This is a genomic window from Sphingobacterium detergens (assembly GCF_003610355.1).
GTDB lineage: Bacteria > Bacteroidota > Bacteroidia > Sphingobacteriales > Sphingobacteriaceae > Sphingobacterium > Sphingobacterium detergens.
Genome location: NZ_RAPY01000001.1, coordinates 1,536,628 through 1,560,929 on the forward strand (window position 1 = coordinate 1,536,628; position 24,302 = coordinate 1,560,929).

28 protein-coding genes are annotated in these 24,302 nt (G+C 39.4%); 9 read left to right on the plus strand and 19 right to left on the minus strand.

Going from position 1 to position 24,302, the window contains the following annotated elements; genetic code table 11:
* Positions 1–121: 121 nt before the first annotated feature.
* Positions 122–1,021, minus strand: a complete 900-nt coding sequence (locus tag DFQ12_RS06635) for a helix-turn-helix transcriptional regulator (RefSeq protein WP_120258176.1) — start codon at positions 1,019–1,021, stop codon at positions 122–124.
* A gap of 591 nt (positions 1,022–1,612) precedes the next feature.
* Here DFQ12_RS06635 and DFQ12_RS06640 point away from each other — a divergent pair.
* The gene (locus DFQ12_RS06640; protein WP_120258177.1) at positions 1,613–2,464 is read left to right on the plus strand and encodes a helix-turn-helix domain-containing protein; all 852 of its coding nucleotides are present in this window, start codon (positions 1,613–1,615) and stop codon (positions 2,462–2,464) included.
* Between the two features lie 130 nt (positions 2,465–2,594).
* Here DFQ12_RS06640 and DFQ12_RS06645 read toward each other — a convergent pair whose 3' ends face one another.
* Positions 2,595–3,149 (minus strand): cysteine hydrolase family protein, encoded by a 555-nt coding sequence (locus tag DFQ12_RS06645; protein ID WP_120258178.1) that lies wholly within the window; start codon positions 3,147–3,149, stop codon positions 2,595–2,597.
* A gap of 175 nt (positions 3,150–3,324) precedes the next feature.
* Here DFQ12_RS06645 and DFQ12_RS06650 point away from each other — a divergent pair, with 175 nt between their 5' ends.
* On the plus strand, positions 3,325–4,104 hold the full coding sequence (locus tag DFQ12_RS06650) for an alpha/beta fold hydrolase (RefSeq protein WP_208642448.1): 780 nt from the start codon (positions 3,325–3,327) through the stop codon (positions 4,102–4,104).
* 76 nt (positions 4,105–4,180) lie between these two features.
* On the opposite strand, the gene DFQ12_RS06655 is transcribed toward DFQ12_RS06650, so the two are convergent.
* The 9 genes from DFQ12_RS06655 to DFQ12_RS06695 form a co-directional block, all read right to left on the minus strand.
* A complete protein-coding gene (locus tag DFQ12_RS06655) occupies positions 4,181–5,479 on the minus strand; it encodes a cryptochrome/photolyase family protein (RefSeq protein WP_120259258.1) in 1,299 nt (432 codons plus the stop codon).
* Between the two features lie 156 nt (positions 5,480–5,635).
* The gene (locus DFQ12_RS06660) at positions 5,636–6,694 is read right to left on the minus strand and encodes an NAD(P)-dependent alcohol dehydrogenase (protein WP_120258179.1); all 1,059 of its coding nucleotides are present in this window, start codon (positions 6,692–6,694) and stop codon (positions 5,636–5,638) included.
* Between the two features lie 140 nt (positions 6,695–6,834).
* Entirely contained in the window at positions 6,835–7,560 is a 726-nt protein-coding gene (locus tag DFQ12_RS06665) for a LytR/AlgR family response regulator transcription factor (RefSeq protein WP_120258180.1), read from the minus strand.
* Entirely contained in the window at positions 7,553–8,611 is a 1,059-nt protein-coding gene (locus DFQ12_RS06670; protein WP_208642449.1) for a sensor histidine kinase, read from the minus strand. The genes DFQ12_RS06665 and DFQ12_RS06670 overlap by 8 nt, the downstream gene beginning before the upstream one ends.
* A gap of 76 nt (positions 8,612–8,687) precedes the next feature.
* Positions 8,688–9,197: a GNAT family N-acetyltransferase gene (locus tag DFQ12_RS06675; RefSeq protein WP_120258181.1), complete on the minus strand. Its 510-nt coding sequence runs from the start codon at positions 9,195–9,197 to the stop codon at positions 8,688–8,690.
* Positions 9,198–9,267: 70 nt separating this feature from the next.
* Positions 9,268–10,686 (minus strand): aminotransferase-like domain-containing protein, encoded by a 1,419-nt coding sequence (locus tag DFQ12_RS06680; RefSeq protein ID WP_120258182.1) that lies wholly within the window; start codon positions 10,684–10,686, stop codon positions 9,268–9,270.
* 73 nt (positions 10,687–10,759) lie between these two features.
* Positions 10,760–10,990 (minus strand): hypothetical protein, encoded by a 231-nt coding sequence (locus DFQ12_RS06685; protein ID WP_120258183.1) that lies wholly within the window; start codon positions 10,988–10,990, stop codon positions 10,760–10,762.
* 7 nt (positions 10,991–10,997) lie between these two features.
* Complete coding sequence (locus DFQ12_RS06690; RefSeq protein ID WP_120258184.1) at positions 10,998–11,291, minus strand: hypothetical protein; 294 nt, start codon at positions 11,289–11,291, stop codon at positions 10,998–11,000.
* Between the two features lie 153 nt (positions 11,292–11,444).
* The gene (locus DFQ12_RS06695) at positions 11,445–12,032 is read right to left on the minus strand and encodes a TetR family transcriptional regulator (protein WP_120258185.1); all 588 of its coding nucleotides are present in this window, start codon (positions 12,030–12,032) and stop codon (positions 11,445–11,447) included.
* Between the two features lie 79 nt (positions 12,033–12,111).
* On the opposite strand from DFQ12_RS06695, the gene DFQ12_RS06700 reads away from it, so the two are divergent.
* Positions 12,112–12,690: a GNAT family N-acetyltransferase gene (locus tag DFQ12_RS06700; protein ID WP_120258186.1), complete on the plus strand. Its 579-nt coding sequence runs from the start codon at positions 12,112–12,114 to the stop codon at positions 12,688–12,690.
* Here DFQ12_RS06700 and DFQ12_RS06705 read toward each other — a convergent pair.
* The 6 genes from DFQ12_RS06705 to DFQ12_RS06730 all read right to left on the minus strand — a co-directional run bounded on the left by DFQ12_RS06705 (position 12,654) and on the right by DFQ12_RS06730 (position 16,883).
* On the minus strand, positions 12,654–13,220 hold the full coding sequence (locus tag DFQ12_RS06705; RefSeq protein WP_120258187.1) for a DUF6624 domain-containing protein: 567 nt from the start codon (positions 13,218–13,220) through the stop codon (positions 12,654–12,656). The genes DFQ12_RS06700 and DFQ12_RS06705 overlap by 37 nt on opposite strands.
* Before the next feature lie 87 nt (positions 13,221–13,307).
* Positions 13,308–14,144, minus strand: coding sequence for a GNAT family N-acetyltransferase (locus DFQ12_RS06710; RefSeq protein ID WP_120258188.1), 837 nt, complete (start codon positions 14,142–14,144; stop codon positions 13,308–13,310).
* Between the two features lie 98 nt (positions 14,145–14,242).
* A complete protein-coding gene (gene catA, locus DFQ12_RS06715; protein ID WP_120258189.1) occupies positions 14,243–14,914 on the minus strand; it encodes a type A chloramphenicol O-acetyltransferase in 672 nt (223 codons plus the stop codon).
* Positions 14,915–14,963: 49 nt separating this feature from the next.
* Positions 14,964–15,359: a cytidine deaminase family protein gene (locus tag DFQ12_RS06720; protein ID WP_120258190.1), complete on the minus strand. Its 396-nt coding sequence runs from the start codon at positions 15,357–15,359 to the stop codon at positions 14,964–14,966.
* Between the two features lie 19 nt (positions 15,360–15,378).
* Positions 15,379–16,308 (minus strand): GNAT family N-acetyltransferase, encoded by a 930-nt coding sequence (locus tag DFQ12_RS06725; RefSeq protein WP_208642452.1) that lies wholly within the window; start codon positions 16,306–16,308, stop codon positions 15,379–15,381.
* Positions 16,284–16,883: a GrpB family protein gene (locus DFQ12_RS06730; protein ID WP_120258191.1), complete on the minus strand. Its 600-nt coding sequence runs from the start codon at positions 16,881–16,883 to the stop codon at positions 16,284–16,286. Before DFQ12_RS06730 ends, DFQ12_RS06725 begins: the two co-directional genes overlap by 25 nt.
* A gap of 573 nt (positions 16,884–17,456) precedes the next feature.
* Here DFQ12_RS06730 and DFQ12_RS06735 point away from each other — a divergent pair.
* Entirely contained in the window at positions 17,457–19,037 is a 1,581-nt protein-coding gene (locus DFQ12_RS06735; RefSeq protein WP_147420343.1) for a fimbrillin family protein, read from the plus strand.
* A 158-nt stretch (positions 19,038–19,195) separates the two neighbouring features.
* Here DFQ12_RS06735 and DFQ12_RS06740 read toward each other — a convergent pair whose 3' ends face one another.
* Entirely contained in the window at positions 19,196–19,987 is a 792-nt protein-coding gene (locus DFQ12_RS06740; RefSeq protein ID WP_120258193.1) for an AraC family transcriptional regulator, read from the minus strand.
* A gap of 82 nt (positions 19,988–20,069) precedes the next feature.
* Between DFQ12_RS06740 and DFQ12_RS06745 the strand changes: the two genes are divergently transcribed.
* Positions 20,070–21,125: an SDR family oxidoreductase gene (locus DFQ12_RS06745; protein WP_120258194.1), complete on the plus strand. Its 1,056-nt coding sequence runs from the start codon at positions 20,070–20,072 to the stop codon at positions 21,123–21,125.
* Between the two features lie 86 nt (positions 21,126–21,211).
* Here the strand turns inward: DFQ12_RS06745 and DFQ12_RS06750 are convergent, their stop codons facing one another.
* Positions 21,212–22,111 (minus strand): DUF4421 family protein, encoded by a 900-nt coding sequence (locus tag DFQ12_RS06750; RefSeq protein WP_120258195.1) that lies wholly within the window; start codon positions 22,109–22,111, stop codon positions 21,212–21,214.
* Positions 22,112–22,350: 239 nt separating this feature from the next.
* Between DFQ12_RS06750 and DFQ12_RS06755 the strand changes: the two genes are divergently transcribed.
* The 4 genes from DFQ12_RS06755 to DFQ12_RS06770 are packed head-to-tail and all read left to right on the plus strand — an operon-like array spanning position 22,351 to position 24,301.
* On the plus strand, positions 22,351–22,953 hold the full coding sequence (locus tag DFQ12_RS06755; protein ID WP_208642454.1) for an RNA polymerase sigma factor: 603 nt from the start codon (positions 22,351–22,353) through the stop codon (positions 22,951–22,953).
* A complete protein-coding gene (locus tag DFQ12_RS06760) occupies positions 22,950–23,420 on the plus strand; it encodes an anti-sigma factor (RefSeq protein WP_120258196.1) in 471 nt (156 codons plus the stop codon). Before DFQ12_RS06755 ends, DFQ12_RS06760 begins: the two co-directional genes overlap by 4 nt.
* A 26-nt stretch (positions 23,421–23,446) precedes the next feature.
* Positions 23,447–23,878 carry a hypothetical protein gene (locus DFQ12_RS06765; protein ID WP_147420344.1) on the plus strand — a complete coding sequence of 144 codons (432 nt, stop codon included), beginning with the start codon at positions 23,447–23,449 and terminating at the stop codon, positions 23,876–23,878.
* A 9-nt stretch (positions 23,879–23,887) separates the two neighbouring features.
* Positions 23,888–24,301 (plus strand): hypothetical protein, encoded by a 414-nt coding sequence (locus DFQ12_RS06770; protein WP_120258198.1) that lies wholly within the window; start codon positions 23,888–23,890, stop codon positions 24,299–24,301.
* Position 24,302: the final 1 nt, after the last annotated feature.

Sequence of the window (24,302 nt, forward strand, 5' to 3'; positions counted from 1 at the left end):
AAAATTTGTTTAAAAGACGCCAAAAGCGTATAGACCGGATAACAAAAAACAAAGGTGCTTTTCCTTTTATAGATAGGAAAAGCACCTTCATTTGAGCAAGGATTGAAATGATAAAAATGACCTAGAAAAGGTCATCCATTTTGTAGTCACTTGGATTTCTTTCGGTATGTTTTTTGAAGAACTTACTAAAGACCGTTTGATCTGAAAAGTTTAGCAAACAGGCCACCTGACCAACGTTATTCGCAGAATTCTTTAAGAGAATCTTCGCTTCAATAAGCAAGATCTGGTTGATAATCTCTTTGGGTGTACGCAACATTGCTTTCTTGACTACCTTCGTGAGATATTTTCTACTGACAAATAGGCGATCTGCGTAAAACTGAACATCGTGATGTTCGACATAATATTCCCGTACAAGCGCAAAAAAAGCGCTTGTAATCTCTTCTTCCCGGGAAGAAAAACTGGCCTGCTGCCGAAAATTTTTGGAATAATTTTCGATATCATACATCAACAAGGAAAAGTAATGCCAGATCATCTCATTACTATAATAGACCGGATTCTTAAAATCGTTGAGATAAGCAAGTTCCTTTATATAAAATGCCAATCGTTTGTAGAGGTGTTGTTCGCCACGAATGATATAAGAAGGATTATTCGAGAAGTTCTTTAACATATCATTTGAGCGATAATTAAAGCCGGCATCTGATAGCATATCTGTAGAAAAGAAAATTTGTTTTTGCTTGATGTCGGCGGAAAAGTAAATGACTTTAAAAACCTCCTGCGGAACACAAAAAAGAATATCACCTTTTTGAAGCTCATATTCATAGTCTCCCACCCGATAATAGGAAATACCCTCCTCAGCCAACAGCACTCCAAAAAAAGAAGCACGATAATGGCAATTGCGCTGTATTTGCATATTGTCACTTGTAGACTCTAGCACCATGTATTCCTTGCTACGCTGTGGAAACAGCAGCTCACGCGTCATATCCTCCATTTTTAGCGAAATGACGTACTCCTTTTTTTTCATTATGTTGCGTTAACCTTAAAATAACTTCTATTGAAGCAATCAAAAATAATCGATTAAAAAGTGTAAAAAATCATATCACAGTCCTGATTTGGAATTTGACAAAAAAGAAATAAAAAGATTTGTTTAACCGCATCGCGCCCGACAAGCGCTGCTTTCAGCATCTTTCAGAAGTATATCAGATGCTAAATTGAAGGCTATAAAAAATATAAGGGGCCTCTCTTGACGAGAAAACCCCCAAATAATATATTTTAATATGGCTATTCAATCTTTCCAATATCAATCAAATAGTTCCTTTTTTAAGGACAAGAAATGTAATGTACCTTTTAATAAGTATTCAAGTGGGATGAATATCAATATTTAAGTTTTGCCTATTTGATTATATCATAAAGGTAAATCAAATCTTTCAATAAAAAAGTGACGAAAATCACATTTCGCATAAATCTCTCAATTATTTTAGAAAAATATTTTTATCCGAACTGTTAAATGAATGATAAGGCATCCAGTCGTCCGGTTATGTTAATGCAAGATTGTACATATAGCGCTATATTTAGCCCTAAGATTAGTACTTTTGATTGATAAAGTATACTGCTATTGAGAACGATAAAATTCCATAAAGGTGAATGTGGCGTTGAATTTCTATTAAACGTATTAAATCAACAGGAAACAGACTATACCCATCGCGAGACCTATCATAAAGATTTTTTTGAAATTTTATTTTTCAAAAAGGCTAAGGGACGTTTACGATTGGGACAGGAAGTCATCGAATTAACGGACAACAACATTATCTTTATTTCTGCCTTTCAGAAACATACCTGGGAACTGGACCCTACGCATCTGGAATTCACCACATTGATTTTTCAGGAAGATTTTCTCAATGAGTTTTTCGCAGATAAGCTTTTTACGTATCGATTGCTGTATTTCTATCAGTTGCACCATACAGTAAAAATAGCTGCAGATGATATCCATCTATCTAAATTTTACACACTGCTTGCGGAAATAAAATCGGAGCTTGTTCAGACAGAGGCAGACAGTGCACATATTATACGCTCTTTGCTCTATTATTTGCTACAGACCTTGAATCGAAAATATGCCCGGTTGAATGGACTTTCTTTGCAAAAACCCGAGAATAATTTTGCTTATCAGTTCAGGATGTTACTCGAACAGCATATTCAACAGAAACAGCGGATCAACGAATATACGGTATTGATGGGCATCAGTCGCATCACACTGAATCATGCCGTTAAAGCACAATTCAATACCACGGCAACACAATTACTCAAACAGCGATTGTTATTTGAAGTGCAGGATTTATTGATACATTCAGACAAATCTATCAGTGAAATTGCTTTTGAACTGAATTTTTCCGAGCCTAATCACCTGATGCGTTTTTTTAAGGCGCAGACGGGCAAGACCATCAGTGCATTTATCCAGGAATTACGGTAAAAGGTCTATTACGGCGTGTCCCTAGCCGGTTACTCACAGTAATTACAAAAAAAGCTGACAGTGTATAGCAATGTTGCCATACACTGTCAGCTTAAAATTCCAATGCTATACCGCTCCAGTTTTAGAATAGCTAGTTTTTTGCGAGGTAGGTTTCCGTCGTCTGAATCTGCGCATAGAAGAATTCCAATGCGGCAAGAAAGGCGTGATGCACATCGTCAGCTTTGACCGTAACACCGTTAATTTCCAGGTCACGTGTTGCACAGGCATCCCCTATTACTGTACATGGGAAACCAAAATCAACCGCAGCCCGCGTCGTGGCATCAATGCACATGTGCGTCATCATGCCAACAACAACAAGTTCAGTAATTTGATTGGCTTTCAGATAATCAAAAAGTTCGGTTTCCCTAAAACTATTTGGAAAGTGTTTTTGGATCACTTTCTCTCCCAGCAGTGGTCTAACGTTTGGATGGATCTCAGCAGCAACCGTACCCGCTATAAAAAATGGCATTTTCGTAGGATCAGGAGAAATATGCTGAATATGGATAATCGGCGCTTTTATTTCTCTAAAATGTCCAATTATTTTTCCGGCATTTACGCTTGCGGCAATTGGGTTTACAAGTTCCATTCCGCCATTTTCAAAATATTCATTTTGAATGTCTATGACAATTAACGCTGTAGTATTCATGTGTTATCTATTATTATGTTTTCGTTACTACAAAATTAACTTGTCAACCACGGAAGGCACTACCAAATAGATCATCGACACTACCATTTTGATAAGAAGGGATGTTTTAGCTATCTTAGCCATCGAGAATGGCCCTTACAAAGCCACTTCAATTCGTTTAAAGGAGAGAAATATCGTGAAAGAATTACTACACAGCAAAATATACGGCGCAGAAAACGGTGGTACACCGCTTGTTGTTCTGCATGGCCTTTTTGGTATGGCGGACAACTGGGGATCTTTTGGCCGTAGCTTTGGAGAAAAAAGACAGATACATTTACTTGACCTGCGCAATCATGGTCGAAGTTTTCACAGTGACGGCATGTCCGTTGAGGAAATGGTTGAGGACCTAGGCGCCTATATTGCTTCAATTGCTGCAGAAAAAGTCTTATTATTGGGCCATTCTCTCGGCGGTAAAGTTGCTATGCAATTTGCCATTGAGCATCCGGCACAGGTTGAAAAATTGATCATCGCAGATATAGCTCCCAAGGCTTATCCACCACATCATGAAGATATCTTCAATGCCCTTTGTGCGGTTGATATCAATAGTATGGACAACCGAAAAGATGTACAGACAAAACTCGAAAGCTACCTTGATGATCCCGGAGTAATTCAATTTTTGTTAAAAAACGTCTATATTAAAGAAGACCGTAAATTGGGTTGGCGTTTCAACCTGGATGTTCTGCAACGGAAATATGCAGATTTCATTACAATAGGTGTAAAAGCGGGAATTTATGCTGGTCCTACCCTTTTTTTAGCAGGCGAAAAATCGCGCTACATTCTTCCTGAAGATAAAATCAAAATCAAGGAGCAATTTCCAGATGTTAGCTTTGAAACAATACCAAATGCGGGACACTGGGTACAAGCTGAAAACCCACAAGCATTCGACGCCTTTGTTGCTGCTTTTTTGGATCAATAAAAAATCTACTATTGGATAGATCAATCCCACCTCGGCCGATCAGGTATGGTGGGATTGATTTATCATTATCCGTCGCTTACTTCAATGCTGCTGCATAAGTTTTTAGCGCACGTTCTCTGGCAATTGGATGCGCTATAATAGGTTCGGGATAATCTGTTGTCCCAAGTTCGGGAATCCATTGTCTACTATATTCTTGTTTTTTATCAAATTTTTCGGCCTGAATAATCGGGTTAAACACCCTAAAATACGGGGCCGCATCGCAACCACTCCCTGCTGCCCACTGCCAATTCCCGTTATTCGCAGATAAATCATAATCGTTGAGCTTTTGCGCAAAATAGGCCTCTCCCCATCGCCAATCAATCAATAAATGTTTGCATAGAAAACTCGCTGCAACCATACGAACACGATTATGCATATAACCAGTATAGTTCAATTGCCGCATACCTGCATCGACCAAAGGGTAGCCTGTTTTTCCTTGACACCAACGTTCAAACTCTGTTTCATCGTTGCGCCACTGGATATCATCGTATTTCTTTTTAAAGGATTCGTTGACCACATTCGGAAAATGAAATAAGATCTGCATAAAAAACTCCCGCCAGATCAGTTCAGACAGCCAGACCTCATTATGCTGTTTTGCAAAAGCAACACAGCGACGAATACTAATTGTTCCAAAACGAAGCGCAATACCCAAGTTGGTCGTCCCCTCTAAGGCAGGGTAATCACGGTATTTATCGTAGGTATTAATAATCGCTGCATTCAGTTGTGGTGGTTCAAAAGTCAAATCTGTCTTTTTAAACCCTATTTTTTCCAAGGGGATTATTGGTGCGTATGTCTGCTGAAAAAAATGCCCATCTATTTGATCAGTGAATTGACAATATTCTGCCGTTAATTTCTCCCGCCATCTTTTTGCATAGGGTGTATAAACGGTATAGGGTGTACCATCATTTTTCAAGATTTCATGCTTGTCAAAAATAACCTGATCTTTTACAGCATTAAATGGAATTCCAGCAGCTTTGAAAAATTCAGCGATCGTCCGATCCCGTCGGATCGCTTTAGGTTCGTAATCGCTATTACAATAGACTTTCTGAATATTGTATTGCTCATGCAATGTTTTAAAAATTGCCAAAGGACTACCATGAAAGCTCGTTAAAGTAGCCCCATATTCCCTTAGTTTTTTATTTATTCCATCAAGAGCCTGATGGATATAATCTACACGTCGGTCCAACTTATCTTCCAATCGCCCTAAAATATCTTCATCGAATATAAATATCGGCAACACAGGAAGCCCTGTCCCCAATGCCTGAGATAGTCCTACATTGTCTTCCAACCGAAGGTCCCGACGGAACCAAAACACCACAACTTTACTTTTCTCCATAAAAATAGAGGTAACTCGATCAACTTCTGCCGAGCCCCATCTTTTTAATTTGATAACACCAAAAATAAATCCCAAGAAAAAACGCTGATCAGACAAAGCTAAACCTATACTAAACTGAAAGCATGTTCTCTTGATTTAGCCTTGTCCGAACTGATTTTAATTATTTTTTAAACTATCCATATCGATAACAAAACGATATTTTACATCGCTCTTTAACAATCTGTCGTAAGCCTGATTGATATCCTGCATACGTATTAATTCTATATCTGAAGTGATATTATGCTTTCCACAGAAATCCAGCATTTCTTGCGTTTCGGCAATACCACCGATCATCGATCCGGAGAAACTTTTACGTGTAGGGATTAAGCTAAATGGAGCTACTGGCAGAGGATGTTCAGGAGCACCGACAAGTGTCAGTGAGCCATCGCGTTTCAATAGGCTCAAGTAGGCGTTGATATCGTGTTGCGCGGAGACACAATCCAAAATAAAATGCAAAGTACCAGCATTTTTTTTCATCTGCTCCTGATCGGTAGACAAAATGACTTCATCCGCGCCCAGGCGTTTGGCATCTTCTACTTTACTTGCAGAAGTTGTGATCACGACGACATGTGCGCCCATTGCTTTGGCTATTTTCACCCCCATATGTCCCAAACCACCAATGCCCACGATGCCTACTTTTTGCCCAGGACCAACCTTCCAATGCCGCAAGGGCGAATACGTTGTGATACCTGCACAAAGTAGCGGTGCAGTCGCTGCTAAATCCAGATTTTCGGGAACATGTAAGACAAAATCCTGATCCACCACGACACGCTCCGAATATCCGCCAAAGGTCTGTTTGTCCAAATGCTTATCATGACCATTGTATGTTTGGATATTTCCATTCTCACAATATTGCTCCAACCCCTCTTTACAACTCTCGCATTCACGGCAACTGTCAACCATGCAGCCAACACCGGCAAGATCGCCTACTTTAAATTTCGTTACATCGGAGCCTACTTTTGTAATCCGTCCCACGATCTCATGACCGGGAACATTGGGGTAAATTGTTCCGCCCCATTCATTACGTGCCGTATGTAAGTCAGAGTGACAAACACCACAGTATAGAATATCAATTTCTACATCTTTCGCCGTTACCGCACGACGTTGTACCTCCAGTTGCTTTAAGTCTGCCGTCGGAGCCTCGGTTCCGAAAGCTTTTATTGAAAATGTACTCATATTAAAATAAATGATCTATGATGAATTGTTTCGTTAAAAATAACCCTTGGTAATCAAAAAAGTTTAGTTTAGAACAGCAATGTTTGAAAAATAATCTGATCAGACTCTGTATCAGCATACAATATATTGAAGTTTCAATACTACTTTTGGAAATACAGCAGAAGCTCCCGTCGGTAAGTTGATCCAATTGGCAATTTTTCCCCAGAATCTAACTCGGCCGAACCGCCTGAAATTTTACTGACACGCTCCAGTGAGACAATATGTGATTTATGTATTCGCATAAAAAGATCTTTGTCTAACTTTTGTTCCATTTCAGCCGTCGTTAGTGAACTCACAAAGGATCCCGATGTGGTGAAAATCTTAACATAATTGCCCCAGCTTTGGATATATATGATGTCTTTACACATAATCCGCACAAAATCACCATCCACTTTAACGACTACAGAGGAGGCTGCTGCAGTGGCAAGCACGACAGGATGATCCAATATTGTAGGTTTGACTGATGGATATCTGGAGAAAACGTTGTCAATCGCTGACATAAACCGCCTGATGTCAAAAGGTTTCACCAGGTAATCGACCACCCTATATTCATAACTTTCCAAAGCATATTCTTTATATGCTGTTGTTAAAATTACAAGAGGGGGATTAGACAGTGCTCTTAACATCTCCAAGCCATTCAATCCGGGCATATTGATATCCAAAAAAATAAGATCAACTTCATGATCATACATATAATCCATTGCTTCAACGGGATGATAGAATGAAGCTTTTAGATCCAATTTTTTGATATCCTTGATATAATGATGAAGGACTAGATGCGCCCCTTCTTCATCGTCAACCACAATGCACCTCAAACGCTCATTCATATGCAGAAGATTTTAAATTTAATGTTAAAAAAGTATGGTAATCATGCGCTATTTCTAAACAACGCAACTTATATCGTGTCGGATAAAGCAGGGCCAAACGTTGGCGGGTATTCGCTAACCCGAGACCTGTGGAATTATTTTTCAATAGTTTATCTGCCAACGAATTTTTGATATCCACGGTCAATGAACCATCGCTAAAAGTAATAAAGATATCCACATACCATCTCCTTTCGTTCGTAAGACTATGTTTAAAGGCATTTTCAATCAATGTGATCAAAAGTAATGGTGCAATACTATAGCGATTCAATTCATCGTCCTCCCCTGCTACCACATACCTTATCGCACAGCGTTTGCCAACGCGTTCCTTCTCCATAGCAACGTAATTAGCGATAAAATCAACTTCCTCTTTTAGGCTTATCGTATCTCTATTGGCATTTTCCAACTGGTACCGCATCAATTCCGATAGTTTCAAGATCAGTTCCGGTGTACGGGATGGCTCAGTTAAGCTCACTCCATAAAGGTTGTTGAACATATTAAAGAAAAAATGGGGATTTAGCTGTGCGTGTAAATATTTCACATTAATCTCACTTAGCATCAACTGTGCTTCATTTCTTTTCTCAACCTCATTGGCATATTGGCGCAAGAGGAAAAAAGAGAGCATTGTAAATGTACTTATCACACATAGCATAATTTGGTAGACAAAATCTTGGGATACGGATATCTCCCCTCTTTCATAATAGGCAGTATCGATCCAAAAATAATTAACCACAACCAAGAGTGCTGCTCCAGTTAACGTTGAAAAAACAGCACCGATCACATATACAAAATACTTTTTCTTCATGAAGAATGAGAAAAAGAAGTGACGGTGCAACTGTGCCTGCATATACAATAGGCTAAAAAATACCAGGCCTTTGATAAAATCGATAATGGTATCAATTTTCATCCATTCATGGAGCATCGTCAACAAAAACATGGCGGTAAACAGTATAAACTCCTGTAAATACCGCTTTGAATACCACCGACTTTTGTTTGTCATGAGACGTTGTTCCATATCCTGAAGTAAAATTCAACTATTTATAGATAATATGCAAAAAATCATGATGAACTGAGTTCATCATGATTTTTAATCAGTTCCGCTTCCATATCATGATATAGGATTTCTTTCCAAAAGGTTCCAGAAGAGATTGCTGCTCGATGCTAAACCCACAATCTTCAAAAAAAGGAACGAGCGGGTCTGTTTGCAGCAATTCGATCCAGCATGCGTTGTAAAAGTTCGTAACCGATTGACATTTCTTCCATAGGCACTCCCTTATCGCCTGATTATCATATTGATCTCGAATGTAAAAGTCGGCATAATGGATCGTTTTCATACCCTTTAATAGCTCAGGAACAGGCGATTGCTTAATCCTAGCATAGCCTGCAGGTTCAGCGTCGGCGAAAACGCTGATCAGCTGTGTACTCAAATTGTTGAGTTCGTCTGCCGCTCTTTGATTATTCAATTGTATATCAAGATAATTGTTAAGATCTTTTGAGTCGACCTGGTTGTCATACATACGATGGATCTGTTCCTTTTTCAATAGGAACAACAGTTTCAATCCCTCCTCTGACGCAATGGTAAATTTCGTTTGTAAATTCATATCACATTATTAAAACACAAATTTACAGGCTCCAGCTCAGGGATTCCCGGTTCAGATTATGAAGAATAGATCAGTACAGTTCCTTTTTAAGGAGGTCTCCAATGTTTGCTATCGTTTCAAGATGTATGTCTGCAATACGTTGGGAGAAAACAGTTCTAAAGCAATGATCATAAGCATCTGTAAAGGAAAAAATTGCTCCTGGTGCAAAGTAGGCACCAGATTTAGCACAGTTATCATAGAACAATTGCATATCGATCGTTGCCGGTAATCTGGTCCATAGACTATATCCCCCAGCGGGTGTATAGGTATGACTCTCTGCGGGAAAACAGCGATTGATTTGCTCTACCAACTGTAATGCCTGCTTTTTTAGTTGCTGCCGAAATATTCGGAGATGCCTATCGTAGCTCGATGTATTCAACAATTTTGTGATAAGCTCCTGATTGAGCGGTGAGACCGATCTCCCAAGCGAAAATTTCAATCGTTCAGCTTTTTCAAAAAATTTTCCAGGAGCTAGCCAACCCAAACGGATTCCAGGGGCAATGGTTTTCGCGAATGACGAAAAAGTAAGCACAAGACCCTCGTTATCGAGATTCCGAATAGTTGTAGGTCGGGAATGGCTGAAATAGAGATCGCCATAAATATCGTTTTCAATAATTGGGATATGATGAAAATGAGCAATTTCATATACCGCGTGCTTCGTCTCCCCAGACATTAAAATTCCTGTCGGATTATGAAAATTTGGCGTCACAACGATCACCTTAATATTATTCTTACTACAGGCATTTTTAAGGTATTCTGTATCTAAGCCCCCCTCTCCACGAACGGGAATTTCGATGGTTCTCAAACGTAGACTGGCAATGACCTCCAGCATAGAAAAAACACAGGGGCTCTCTATGGCCACAATATCATTGGGTTCGGTAGTGATGGCTAAGGCAATATAGAAAGCCTGCAATGCGCCATCAGTAATCAGTAGTTCATCCATGCTGATGGCTGCCCCATGTTGTGCCGAACGTCGTACAATCAGTTCTCTTAGCTCATCACTCCCATTACTGGGATAATACCGCAATAGTGCTGCTGATTTTTCGCGAATGATCTGTTGCATGGTTCGTAGTACCAATTTCTGTGGTACAAACAGATCTGAGGGTGTTGCAGCATTAAAAAAAGCAGTCTCAGCATGTTGTTTTCGATAAGAGGTTAGACTGATGTTGTCTCTGAATACAGCATTTCTGGGAGTAAGATTTAATGTAACCAGCGTTTCATCATTTACGTTTTTTGTCCCCACAGCGACACAATAACCGGAACGGGGGAAACTCGTCGCCAGTCCTTTAAACAGGAGATCATCGAATCCACTCTGGACTGAGCTCGTACTTAAACCATATTCTTGTTTTATCTGCCGAATAGAAGGTAACCTGTCACCTGCTTTTAATATTCCGTTTTTGATGTTTTCCTCGATTTTGGAAGTGAACACCTCATATTTATACTTCTTCATCGGCCGAATTGAAAACTAGGACATGTGAATTTATGCGTTATAATAATGCATTGAACCGGATGGTCGCAGATCTTCAGTCTACATCTTCCACCTGGACAAATTGCATGGTAATTCCCCGTTGCTGACAAATATTTAAAATTGAAAATTCTAAACGGCTATTAATTTTAACAACAAGTAAAAACTGCCGGTCATCCAACAATAAATCAATATTCTTGATCTCTGGAAAACTCTGATATAGGAAATGATAGAGCTCACTTGCCTTCCATTTCAATTTGCGTGATAGGGAGTAAACAACTTTATACATAATAGATTTATTTCAATATCTTAACAGTAATTTGGTTTAACTGGTCAATCAAAATCCCTTTGTCCTTCAATTCATTAAAATTTCGAGCCAATCGAACTTCTTTATTCGTATTTTCTAATGCAAGCGCCAATTCATCCAGTCGTTCGATTTCCTGATGCACGAGTAGATAACAATCAAACTCCGAATTCAACAACCCGGTAGACTCTGGACGTATATGCTCATCCGTTTCAACCAACACGAGCACATATTTTTGCGCAGTTAACGTCCTTCGTACCCTTCCTATTTTTGCATTTAATATCATGTTATTTCGTATTTTCGTTAGACATTCCAATTGTCACATCAAAACAAACAGCTATTCAAATAGACATATTTTGTATTTATGTCGAAATCTATCGCTAAAAAAACGAGCAAATGCTCATCTATTTACTGGGGCCCGAAAACGTCTAAAATCAGCTTATTTTAACCCCTTTACACATATACTAGTCAACCAGGCAAGCCGTGCTTCAAAGTCAGGAAACCGATCAAAAAGCAATACTTCCTGCTCAAAACAACGGGATGTCGTTACCAACATCTCTGAGAGAAACAGCATATCCTTTTCTTCAAGAAACTGAATTTCCCCTTTGGCAACAGCGATTCCGATCATATCACGGATCAATTCTATTTCATCATCCAACATATGACGTGTCTTGGAGACCATCAAGGCCGGGTCGGATTTCATATCCTCAAAAGCCAAGTGAAAACGTTTCGTAATCAAATTGATCTGACGCAATTTAGCCCTTAGAAAACCGACCAAATTATCCTCTAGAGAAGCTTCCCGGCTATAACTTTCTTTGGCTATTGTAAATACCTGCTGACATAAATATTCGGCTATCGCGTCAAAAACGTCCATCTTGCTCGTAAAATAGTAGTACAGTGTACTACGTCCCTTACCACAGGCTTTAGAAATATCCTGCATTGAAACCCGCGTAAAGCCATAAGTTTCAAACACTTTCATCGAAGAAAGAATAATTTCTTCCCTAATATTTTCCTGTTGCATTGTCATTACTAGACAAACATACAAAAAATGTCGAAAATTCAAATCATCGTTCTGCTTTTGAACATATTTTATTATTTTTACTGTTATGATATCGGATACTTTTCCAATTTTAACAACAGAACGTCTTCATTTACGTCAAATCCAAGATTCAGATGCTCCCGCTCTATTTTCTTATTTTTCAAAAGATGAGGTAACATTATATTTCGATTTACCAACATTCCAGCATCTGGACGAGGCTTATGAGCTTGTAAAAACCTGGCAGAAAAATTTTCTAGAAAAAGAGGCCATCCGTTGGGCGATTTGTTTAAAGGACAATCCGGATCAGCTCATTGGTTCTTGTGGTTTTCATAATTTTTCCACTGAGCATTTTCGTGCAGAGATCGGCTATGAGCTTCATCCTGACTTCTGGCAACAAGGTATTATGACAGAAGCTATTTCCGCTATTATTTCATTTGGTTTCGACAGCTATAAACTCAATCGCATAGAGGCCTTTATTGACCCGGACAACTTAGCTTCCCGTAGGTTGCTGGAAAAAATGGATCTTGTTTCCGAAGGAATTCTCCATGACTATTTCTTTGAGAAGGGGCGTTTCGTGGATGGTGAAATATTTGCCTTGCTTAAAAAGAACTATAGCCAGCCTACTTCCTTTCGCCAGATCGTATAATCCATATCCTGCTGATCCAAAGTCGCCAGCTGGTCTAAATCATACACGCTATCAAGTTTCATCTGGGAAAGCTCGGGTAGATTCATCCGCAAACGTTGTTTATTGAGGTTCGCTTTGTCTTCGACCGGATAGATTCCACCATCAGCGGTCAGTTGTGTTCCAAAACGCTGTGGTTTGCTCTTAAAATAATGTATTCTATCGTATAAATAGGCTATATGAGCAGGGTTGATGTCTTCTTTTTCACTGATCATCAGTTGATAACAGTGTTGCATGAAATCGGGTTCTGAGATGGCATGTTGCACAATTAACCATGCCGCCTCACTGGCCTTTGCTCCTACTTTTGAAATACCGGGATAACCTATCTCGGCAATTATTTCGCGTAATCGCTTCGCGTTCTCACGGTGAACGGCCTCCATTGCGGGATGATAGCCCTTTTGAAGTTCCCCCTTCTCGGCCAGTTCGTTCCGTAATAGGAGATCATCATCTGCTAATTGGACCAGTTCGTTCGCTAACTTTTTGTATAATATCATACCGATTGTCTCTTATATACGCACAACTAGATGTTATTGTTTGGTCAAATGCCAAGAAAATCCACATTTGTCATGCGAGCACCTGGTTTATAGCAGCTTTATCATCTCAACTTGATTGATGCCATTGACCAATCCCTGTTTTTCCAAAAATAATTTCACATCTTCCGCTTTCGCATCAATGTTGTTGAAACTTATTTTTTCCGCTGGCATTTCTTCTTTAAGGGTCTGAAAAAGCTGCGTTCCAACTCCTTTCCGCCGATATTCGGGTGCCACAGCGACTTGGTATATCCGCTTGTTTCCAGGGTTAAAAAGAATGTACCCCGCGAGTTTGTCGTCGATATATGCTCCTAATGCACTAGGTTGCAAACGATCCATACTCTTTGCTGCGTTTTGCCAACTTGGTAAAATATCCCAAAACGATTGAAATTCCTGCCAGGAGAAATTAGACAGCGGCTGGATTCTCGCCACATCGCTCACCCTAGCTGGCTGAATGGCACCACTGAAACATAGCAATTGTCTGTTGATCGAAAAACCACTTTTCTCATAGGCACGGATGGCCGCGCCGTTACTTTCTATTGCTTCCAAAACAACCTGCCTGACCTTGTTCTCCTTAAAAAAAGGAATTAGATAATGATACATTTTCCCCACTAACCCATGCCCGCGGAATTCAGGCAGTACACCCGTTCCACCATTGTAGACCACAAGCTGACGATCTATTTCCCGCAGACCATGCATCATAAACGCGACAAGTTTGTTCTCCGCAAACGCAGCAACAGACCAAGTTAACTGAATATCTTCCATGCTGATTTTCTGTCGCAATTGTTCTATATCGAGTTGAAATGGAACAATATAATCCTTAAAAGCTCCATTAATAGTTTGCAGCAGCTGAGGAATATCGGATTGCGTTAATTGTCGTATTTTCATTGAGCTATCATTTGTTTATTACCAAAAGAACAAAACAGTTTGGCGTACAGACAGAATCCAGACAAAAGGACTGTTCTGAACAAGGCGATTTCTTAGATTTATACCTGAGATTTAAGAACTGTCCCGATGTCCTTACAATATGCTTCCAGTGTCGCAATCAATTTAGCGACATGTATCCCATCACAGACAGCATGATGCACCTGAATTGCTATAGGCATTAAGATTTCATCAGCCTGTTGCTGATACTTTCCAATCGTAAAAGAAGGTGCAAAATAATCTGTAAAGTCGGCAATATGAAGGTTAAAGCTATCAAAATTAATCCAGGGGATTGCTGAAATATTAAAATGATTCTCTGGGGGCGTCTCCGGAAAAAAACGTAAATCGTCGGCATGTCTTTCGGCAACACGATTGTAATTGGCCATAAACGCTACAAAATCCGCATCGTATACAGTCGATAGCGCCGAAAAAGTTTCAGTTTCCGGATGCAGCACAGTATATATCGGATTTACATAATCCCAAACAATGAGTTCTCCTTCCTTCATGGCCATCTTAAAAGCCTCATGATTGTTTACGGCCCTTGTAATCAGGTAAATCATGACAGGATAAAATTTATAGCCATTTTCCTTGATAAAAGGAAGCAGGTTAGTGATATTAATTTTTGTCGTGAGGCTAAATCCGCATTTCATCTGGCTACGATAGATTGAAAAATGCTCCTTTCGGTTCCAATCCGCTAAATTTATCTTCTTATAATCTGATCCTATTTTTCCCATTTTATTCCACTAATTATTTAATTTATACCAATTGGTCCAATCCTAAAAATCACCAATTCCTATCGAGATCTTCTTTCCAGTCAAAAGGCAGTAATTCCTTTAAGGATTTGAATACCCCATTTTTTACTTCCACGATAGCGTCAAGATTAGTCTTGGCAAGCTGGCTTATCAATTCTCTACAACGCCCACAGGGGGGAACGGCGTTTCCGGCAGCATCCACCGCAACAAACGCCCTGACTTGAAATTCATGGTGTTTCAGCATTTCAGCAACAGCGCTATGCTCAGCGCAAAAGCCCATGGAGCAAGCCGTATCAATGCTGATTCCAGTATAAATATTGCCGGCCACTGTTTCTATAGCAGCTGCCACACCGGCATATTCAACAAAGTCATTTAATGTTTTTGTACCTGCAAGCCCGCTTGCGATTTCTTTTAATTTGTTTGTCATATCTTCCTCCGATTCGATTCTAGGTATGCGATAAGGTCGCCACTTTCATGCGCTCTTCTTCAAAAAACGACAATAGCTCCCGCGTAACAAATAGTTGCAGATCGTCTTCTTTCCATATTCGCCATTCGAGACCTTCAGTATGCTTCGGTGTAAATCCGAAAACAACCTCTGTAAACGAAAAATCAGCAAAAGCATTAATCACTGCATTCAGATCAACTTCATTCGTGGAAAACAGTTCTATCATATACAAAATATTATTTTCCACTTGTGCCACGACAGCACAGTTCAATTCATCAATATAATAAATTGATTCTTTAAATCCCATTACGGGATAAGCATAGCAATAGAAAAGGGCTAAACCCTTACTTTTAGTTTGAAATTCTGTATTAGAAACAGCCTGTTCCACCAAGTTTTCAAATAGCTTCAGATCCTCGGCATTGTCGAGGTTCAACTTACGTTTGGTCCATACTGTGGTCATACTCGTATTTTTAACGGTTTTAAATGCCGTATATTCCGGGACTGGGAAAAAATCAAATTTTGGATAAAAATCCAAAACCTCATTATTCGCAAACAAAAACATACCTTTAATTTGATGCACAAAATCGCTACTAATCCGTCGTAACAGAAAACTACTCAAGCCTTGACGCTGATAATTTTCATCGGTCATTACTGTTCCTAGTTGGATTAATTTTTTTCCTTCTTGTTCAAACAGACTTACCGTGATATGTGCTACTATTTTATCCTCATCAAATAGCGAATACAAGATGCATTTATCATCCCAAAAACCGGATTGATAATAATTTTCAAAATCAAACCCCCAAAAATGCTGTGTCATTCGATTAAATTCCAACCGTAACGTTTCGTTGTCCTGATAACCAATGCACAACCTATAGTTTTTATCCTTAATCAGTATGTTTTCCATGATCATTGGATCCTTTCCTTGTACCATACCAAAGCGATTTTTTCCTGGGTTTTTAAAAATAGATCTTTCCCCATATTATAATCATTTCCATCCTTCCAATCGAGCTGAGTTAATTTTTCCTTGAGCTCCTGATAGCTTTCCCGGATCGTTGGATGTGCGATTAGATAGTCGCGTAATGCGAGGTGTCTTGTCCAATCGGACGAACCTTTTACAAATGCATGCAAATGTGCAATACGAAGCTCATGATCATGCAAGATTGCGGGTATATCATCCCCCATTTTTACGACATCTGGAACACCGATGCTATAGATAGGTTCCTTCAATAATATAAAAAATCGGCGTTCTGGCCAGTCCTGATTATATTTTTCATAGTAAACAATATTCGGTAGTTTCAATAACCCCGGTAACCAGTCTAGATCAGTTTCGTTCTCCACACCGATCTGTATATCAATAATTGGTTTCGCTGAAAGACCTTCTACCGCAGTACTGCCGATATGATCAATTTGAGGATTTAAGGGTTTCAACAGGAATTGTAGCTCTAGTTTAATGGACTCAAATTGTTTTTTCCATTTTGGATCATGGGGTTCAAAAGGTAATATCATTTAAATAATTGTTTAAAATTCAATATATAGTTTGTTTTATGCTGGCCCAATCTATCTCGATTTTCAAAATGGACAGTGGCTGCTCCGATAGATTGATTTTACGCCGTAATTACCAATACGTTGAAGCCGGTAAAAACAGTAAAACGTTGGTGGCAAAATTAAAGTTTTTCGATTTTCAATAAGCATCCATTTTTTTGGATAGTGTGTGCAAATTATAAGATTTTACACGTTACAACTTCTTTTTAAAGCGTAAGCTGCATCATCTCTGATATGGAACACAGCGCCGGTTGTTGCCATGTAGATGTTTCTCTACAGGAAAAACTTCATTCATCAAACAATACTTCTTAAACAAAAACTTCCATTTAGTTTTGCGTCAGAAAAGCATTTACCATAATCGTTATCATATTACTGACACATTAAAAAATACATAGCTTTTACTTAAATATTTCTGGATAAGGGTACAGCTAAAAGCTTGTTATAGAACATAAAATTACATTAAAATAAAGAAATCCATTACATAAAATATCTAATTACATGAATTTAAAGTCTTATCGTAATCTGAAAAATATACTAATGCTAACGTGCATTGTACTAACGGGCTCAAGCCTCTACTCTTGTAAAAAGAGTGGTGAAACTACAGATTTAACAGGAGAAACAGTCGTTAAGATCAATCTACAGGGTGTTGAAGCCTATACTGAGAACGATGGTAACACTGTAGGTCAAAAACAGGGATCTGCAAAAGCGTCTCTTGCGTCAAGCAATATATCAGATGTTCAGGAAATGACCGTCCCTTTTGGTAACGGATGCTCCATTGATGTTGTTTTGACAAACAGCTCGGCGGCGGCTGTTAAAAAAGGATTAGTTGCTGCATCGAGCCCAAAAGTTGCTGCTGCACAAGTAACAGAAAAACCACTGGACAAAGATATCAAGTATAAAGTTGTTGTTTATGACAACCAAGGTACTTATGTTACTGAAAAGATCTACAGTTATGGCGGTGAGTCAACTGCAGCTGGGATCGCTCTTGATGCAGGGAAAACTTATACCTTCATTGCTTATTCCATCAATAGTACAAGCACAGTACCCAATATCAATAACCAAAACAAACTATCTTCGGCGACTTTAGACAATATCAGCGGAGATTTAATGTTTTTTACAGGCAACTTGAAATTGAATACAGGTGTAAACAACTTAAATGTTGTGTTAAAACACCGCTTCAGTCAGATCATTACGACCTTGACAATGGATCCAAACATGACTGGTGCAATCACCAAACTTGAAAATGCAGTCTTCAAACCAAGCCATTCTACAGCGAACTTCAAACTATCGGATGAGGCTCTTACTTACAATGGACTGAACAATGCGGGTGTATTGGCACAATTTCCAAGTTTAGGTACAGGCTTACGTACAGTAGTTAGTTCTCCTTCCCTATTGATCCACCCAGGAACTAGCACTGGAACACTTAACTTAGGAACGCTGACGATCGATGGTGAAACCAAGTCAAATGTTAGCATCCCAAATGTAAAGATCAATCCAGGACAGAAATATGACTTGAAACTTAATTTCAAAACCTGTACACAGAACGTGACAAGTGATGGACTAAACTGGAGTTATCCCGAAACAACTTCTGGCGGCGTAAAAGGAATTAGGAAAGATGGCGTATTCTATGCAAATGGTAAAACGATTGAACGCAGCTTCACCGCACCGGTAGCAGATTATGGTTTTGTATTTGATATTACCGAATTGGACAACGCTTTCAATATGGAGGTAAATGGTGTCAAATTGGCAACACAGGAAATTCAGTTCCAGAATGCAGGTGCATCTTCAAAACAAAATATTCAATTTGCAGATGGAAGCAAATATGAGGGAACCAACGTTGAGACAAATGGACGAATTGGTAGCATCTATGGGCTAAAAGGTACGGCAACCAAACCGTTGATTAAACTTGTGATCAGCAGAACTGGCCAGGTGACCATGTTCGGTAGCAAGACCTCCGGTGGTGAGTTGTATCCCCTTGTTTTAACCAATGGTAATGCATTCAATACTTTCCCATGGAATGGTACACAAAGTAATGCTGTAAAAGTTACCCAACTTGTCGATGGTACAACCGTGATTAAAGGTACAGGTGCCGGCAAGAAGAAAATACCTTGTAATTAATTATCTGGGTATACATGATAAACGCAGCTCGATAGCATATTTATGACTAGCCAGCGATAACAATCATCGTGCGATCTGTCAGTAATCGTCTCCGAGACTGCATCATAACAAAGCCAGCAAAAAAACTTAAATGTTTTTGCTGGCTTTGTTATTTTTCTTTAAACCTCTTTCCCCAGGATCTTGGTCAGATGACTGACATCTGTCAATCCAAATTCGTCGGCAATTTCCTTTAAAATCATCCGTCCGGCGGCTATGCGTTGACGAATAAGTGTATTCCGATATTGATGGATATAAGCCCTTATCGTCATACCAACATGACGCTTGAAATAGGTACCCAAATAATCAGCGGCAATATTGAAATGAGGGGCCATTACCTGAGATCTCAACAGATCTGGCGTATATATGTTTTTATGAATATAACAAAACATAGCCTGTAGATCGCGACTTCTAGGACCATCCATCTGTAATTCGGGCATATTTCTCATCAGCAGCATTGAAATGCTGAGCAGCTGATGCCATATCAAATCCTGATTCGCAAAGATATCGTGTTTTAGGGACGCAATCACATTAAACAGCAGACGAACAGTCTGTAGATCCGCTGCAAGAAGTGGGAATCCATGCTGATGAGTTTCCCTACTTTTTATTAAATACTCCAATTGACGGGTTAAATTACCCGATTCGGCTGTAGTCCGATAGATGTAAGCATCTGTAAATTTTAAATAAATAAAATGTGTCTCCTGCTTAATATCAAAATAGTGATACTCTTCTGGTCCGATAAAGAAAACAGCATCACTTTGATAAGGTACGGCATAGCCATTGATCACATGAGTTCCCTCCCCACTCAAAATAAAGATAAGTTCGTAGTGATTGTGATTATGCTCCGGATGCGTCCAAGCGCTGGATTTAAATTCCGAGATCAGGATAGGTTCAAATTGTCGATAGCGTTCCATTCCAGAAATATACAAAATTATAGCCGATTTTTACCGCTCTTGGATTCAAAGCAATGCTAATTTTGTTTAAAAAGCAATTCATATGGAAACTATAAAAAATACGGCATTGATTGTGGGCGCCAATGGTGTTATCAGCACAAATCTTATTGAACATCTTAGCAGTCTTGGCAACTGGGATATTATCGGTCTGTCCCGTCGTGGCGGGACCGATCATGATCATGTCCGTTATGTCGCTGTAGATTTACTGGATTTAACAGACACAGTCAACAAACTAAGTACATTAAGCACTGTAACGCATATCTTTTATGCAGCTTATCAGGACAAGGACAGTTGGGCAGCATTGGTTGAACCTAATTTGAGGATGTTGGTCAATGTAATAACAGCTATTGAGCCGGTGGCCAAATCCCTGCAACATGTTAGTCTTATGCAAGGTTATAAGGTTTATGGCGCCCACCTCGGCCCATTTAAAACACCAGCCAAAGAATCTGACGCTGGTCATATGCCACCTGAATTTAATACCAGCCAGCTACAATACCTTCAACAGCAACAAATTGGCAAGCAGTGGACCTGGTCTGCTATCCGGCCATCGGTTGTGGGCGGAACGACACCCGGAAACCCGATGAACCTTGCACTGCTGATAGCTGTATACGCTACTATTTCCAAAAAATTAAATATACCGCTTCGTTTTCCGGGCAAGATTGGCGCATACGACACCTTACTCGAGATGACAGACGCTACTTTATTGGCAAAGGCAACGGTATGGGCAGCAACAGAACCTCAAGCGGCCAATCAGGCTTTTAATATTAACAATGGCGATTTATTCCGCTGGAAAGATCTCTGGCCCAAAATTGCAAAATATTTTAATATGGAAGTCGACACCCCCCTACCCCTAAACCTACAAACGATGATGTCCGATAAAGAAAATATATGGGCAGACATACAGAAACAACAGGGATTGAATTATAATTATCAGGAAGTATCTGCATGGGCATTCGGCGACTTTGTCTTCTCCTGGAATTACGACTTTTTTGCGGACGGTAGCAAAGCACGAAGATTCGGTTTCCATGAGTACATAGATACCGAACAGATGTTTTTTCGCTTATTCGATGAGATGCGGAACAAACAGATCATTCCTTAAAGATAAACCTGTTTCATGGTAGTCTTTATTTCTGCCATGAAACAGAGAATGAAGTCCAGCATTCAAGCTGCTAGATGTCCGAAATATTAAAATGAAAAATTAATTTGTCTGGTTACAGACAACTGTAGATTCACATTCGTGACTGTATAGTCTTTTTTTGTCTCAAAAAAGTTCATCTTATTATTGATCATCATCCCGTAGGTAAAAGACCAATCATTCTTGGTATAACTGGCTACTGTCCTGGCCAGTACAGTTGGGTATACTTTAAAATGAAAGTTCCGGAAATTTTCGACATCGTTTCCAATGTTAAAACCAATCGTTGTATATGCCGTGATGAGCCAATGCTGCCCCAGAGCCCAGGAATGTGCATACCCTCCTTGTGCTCCGACTTGAAGATTGTCGAGATTTTGCACAAAATTACCATCAAACCCTTCAAAATCCCGTAGTTGATGCCAATACACATTGGCTCCTAGCAGGAAGCTTCCTGCACTCTGAAGCTGTCGCTCGCTTCGTTCAAAGGCTGCTTTTAATGAAAATCGTGTATGATTGAACACATAAGTCTGCTCGAGTCCCATCTGACTGATTTTCATTGCCGGAAAAAGCTTAGTATCCTTTCCATCCATGGCAAAGAATCCTTTATAACGCTGAAAATAGATATCGGTTACAAATTTTCGACCATAGCGATGCACCTGAAAGTCTGTCGAACTCGTTTTACCGTATGTCTTGTCTTTTAATGAAACAATCTTTGTGCCCACAAGAAAATTAATCATTGTATTCCGAATCCCCAATCCCACTCCAATTTTCAAAGGGTTATTCGGTTCAAAAGTTTTGTCTTCAGTGGTCATATTGACCGCACTTGTAGAGAGATAACTCGTTATCCAGGATGCATTGGGGTAGGTATAAATAAATGTTGTGTCTATTTCCTGTCCCTTTGTGTAAAGGCAGAATAAACATAGGATAAAGAGCAGCAATAAATTCCTCCGCATCAGTAATGGGCATAAAGTTTTCAATAGTACAATCTGTATGAATCTATCCCGTGAATATACAGCTTATCTCGTAAAAACAATGAGCTCCTGAGTAGCTCTCATCACAGTCTTTATTTCCAACAAAGAAATCCCATGAAACTAGAAAACAAAACAAACTAAAAATCAGTTAGATAAATAATTTAAAATATTTATTTTTAAATTATTGCAACCTAAATTTCACTTATGGGTCTTATTTATCCGTGAACACAGAAACAGCTATACAACGTCAATCAGAGCGGGAACTAGTCTCTCAGATCCTCCAACGGGATCCGCATGCATTCCGCAAGCTTATCGTTGATCATGAGAAGCTCGTCGCGCATTTGGTTTACAAAATGATCCCAGTTGCTGCAGATCGTAGGGACATTATACAGGATGTCTATATTAAAGTTCACAATAATCTAAGACAATTTCGTTTTCAGAGCAAATTATCGACCTGGATCGGACAGATTACCTATAATACCTGTTTGCATTATCTGCAGAAAAAACGTCCTATCCTCATGGAAAGTTTTTTTGAAAATGCTGATTCGTCTTATACAGATTATAACATGGTACAAGCAGCCAGCAACGAAACAGAAAATAGGCTTTTTGCGCGCGAACTCAGCCAGACAATAGCACAGGCTGTGGCACAGCTCTCCGCATTATATCAAACACTGATCGGGTTACATTACCAACAGGAACTGAGTCTACAGGAGATTTCTGAAATCACTCAATTACCGGAGGGTACCATAAAGTCTTATTTGTTTCGTGCACGCAAACAATTAAAAGATATTCTACTCAAATCACAAAAAAGAGAGGAACTATGAACAGTACACATTTAACAGAAGAACAGTTGCAGGCACTTGCTGATTCCACTGACGATACAACAAGATTAGAAATGGGTCATATTTCCACCTGTGCAGCATGCAGAATCAAATTTGAAAACTATCAGTTGATCAACTCGACGATCCAAGAATTGCCCATGGCAAGCTTTGATCCTGATCTACCCGATTATATTGTCGGTATGCTAATTCCCCAAAGGGCCCCAATTCATTGGGCAGCCCTCCTTGCGGCAAGCTTAGGAGGTCTATTGGTTACAGTTGCTACAGTTATCTACGGGAAACAATTTATCGCGTTATTTATTCAGCTTCCCGATATTTTACGTTATTTCTTTGCCCTCCTACCGCTTTCTTTAATCAGCGTACAGACTGTACTATCCCTCATCCGATATCGCCAAAAAATGAACACCATCATAAAAAAAACAGATTCTTTGCAACCTAAGTTGGATTGGTAGGTCTGATATACTATAAAATCAATTGTATGAAACGCATTTTGAACTTAACATTGATACTGCTTACAGTCAACACTATGCCGACAATAGCTGCACAACAAGCTGCTTCAGTAATGGCAGATAAGGAAGTTGTTTTTTTCTCGCTCAACGCGATTGCTGTTTTGCTGTCCATCTGGATTGCTTCCTCTTTTTTGCTCAAGCTTGTCAAGCTATTCCTAAACGATCGTCTGCGTAGAACCCTGATTGAAAGGAATGCACCTTTGGAGATCGTTACTGAGATCCTTCCGAAAGAAAATAATCTTGTAGAACAAGCCTTAAGCTGGTGCTGCGTATTATTTGCCGGCTCCGTCGGACTCACGCTATGTTATTTTACACAACCTCTTGGCTTTCACTCAGCTATTATCCTGAGTATAAGCTTAGCATTCGGTTTGCTCGTCTATTATTTCATCCGTAAAAAATAAAAATCAATCATGAAAACAAATTACACCCTTATCGCAATAGCTATGCTATGTATTGGCTTATTTGCATCCGGCAAACAGCTATTCGACCAATTTGCTCCCAATCAGTCCAAAACTACCGTTGTTTATGATGAGATCGGTCCACTCTGTACCTTAACGGCAAGCTTTCCAAAGGCAAAAACCGCATCAATTGGCCAATACATTAAAAGCTGGAGTCAAAAAGCAGGTAAATCTTTGGTTTTGTCGGGAGATACGGCGATAGTATCATCCGTTAATGGTTCCCGTTACAAGCTCTATATGGATGAGACCAATCTGAAAGTCATCGCAAATCGCAATCAGTTTGACCGGACTACATTTGCCCTCATGAAAGACGACTATAAATTGCTTACAGATTTTATTACAAAGGGAAGCGAACTGCGCAACTAAA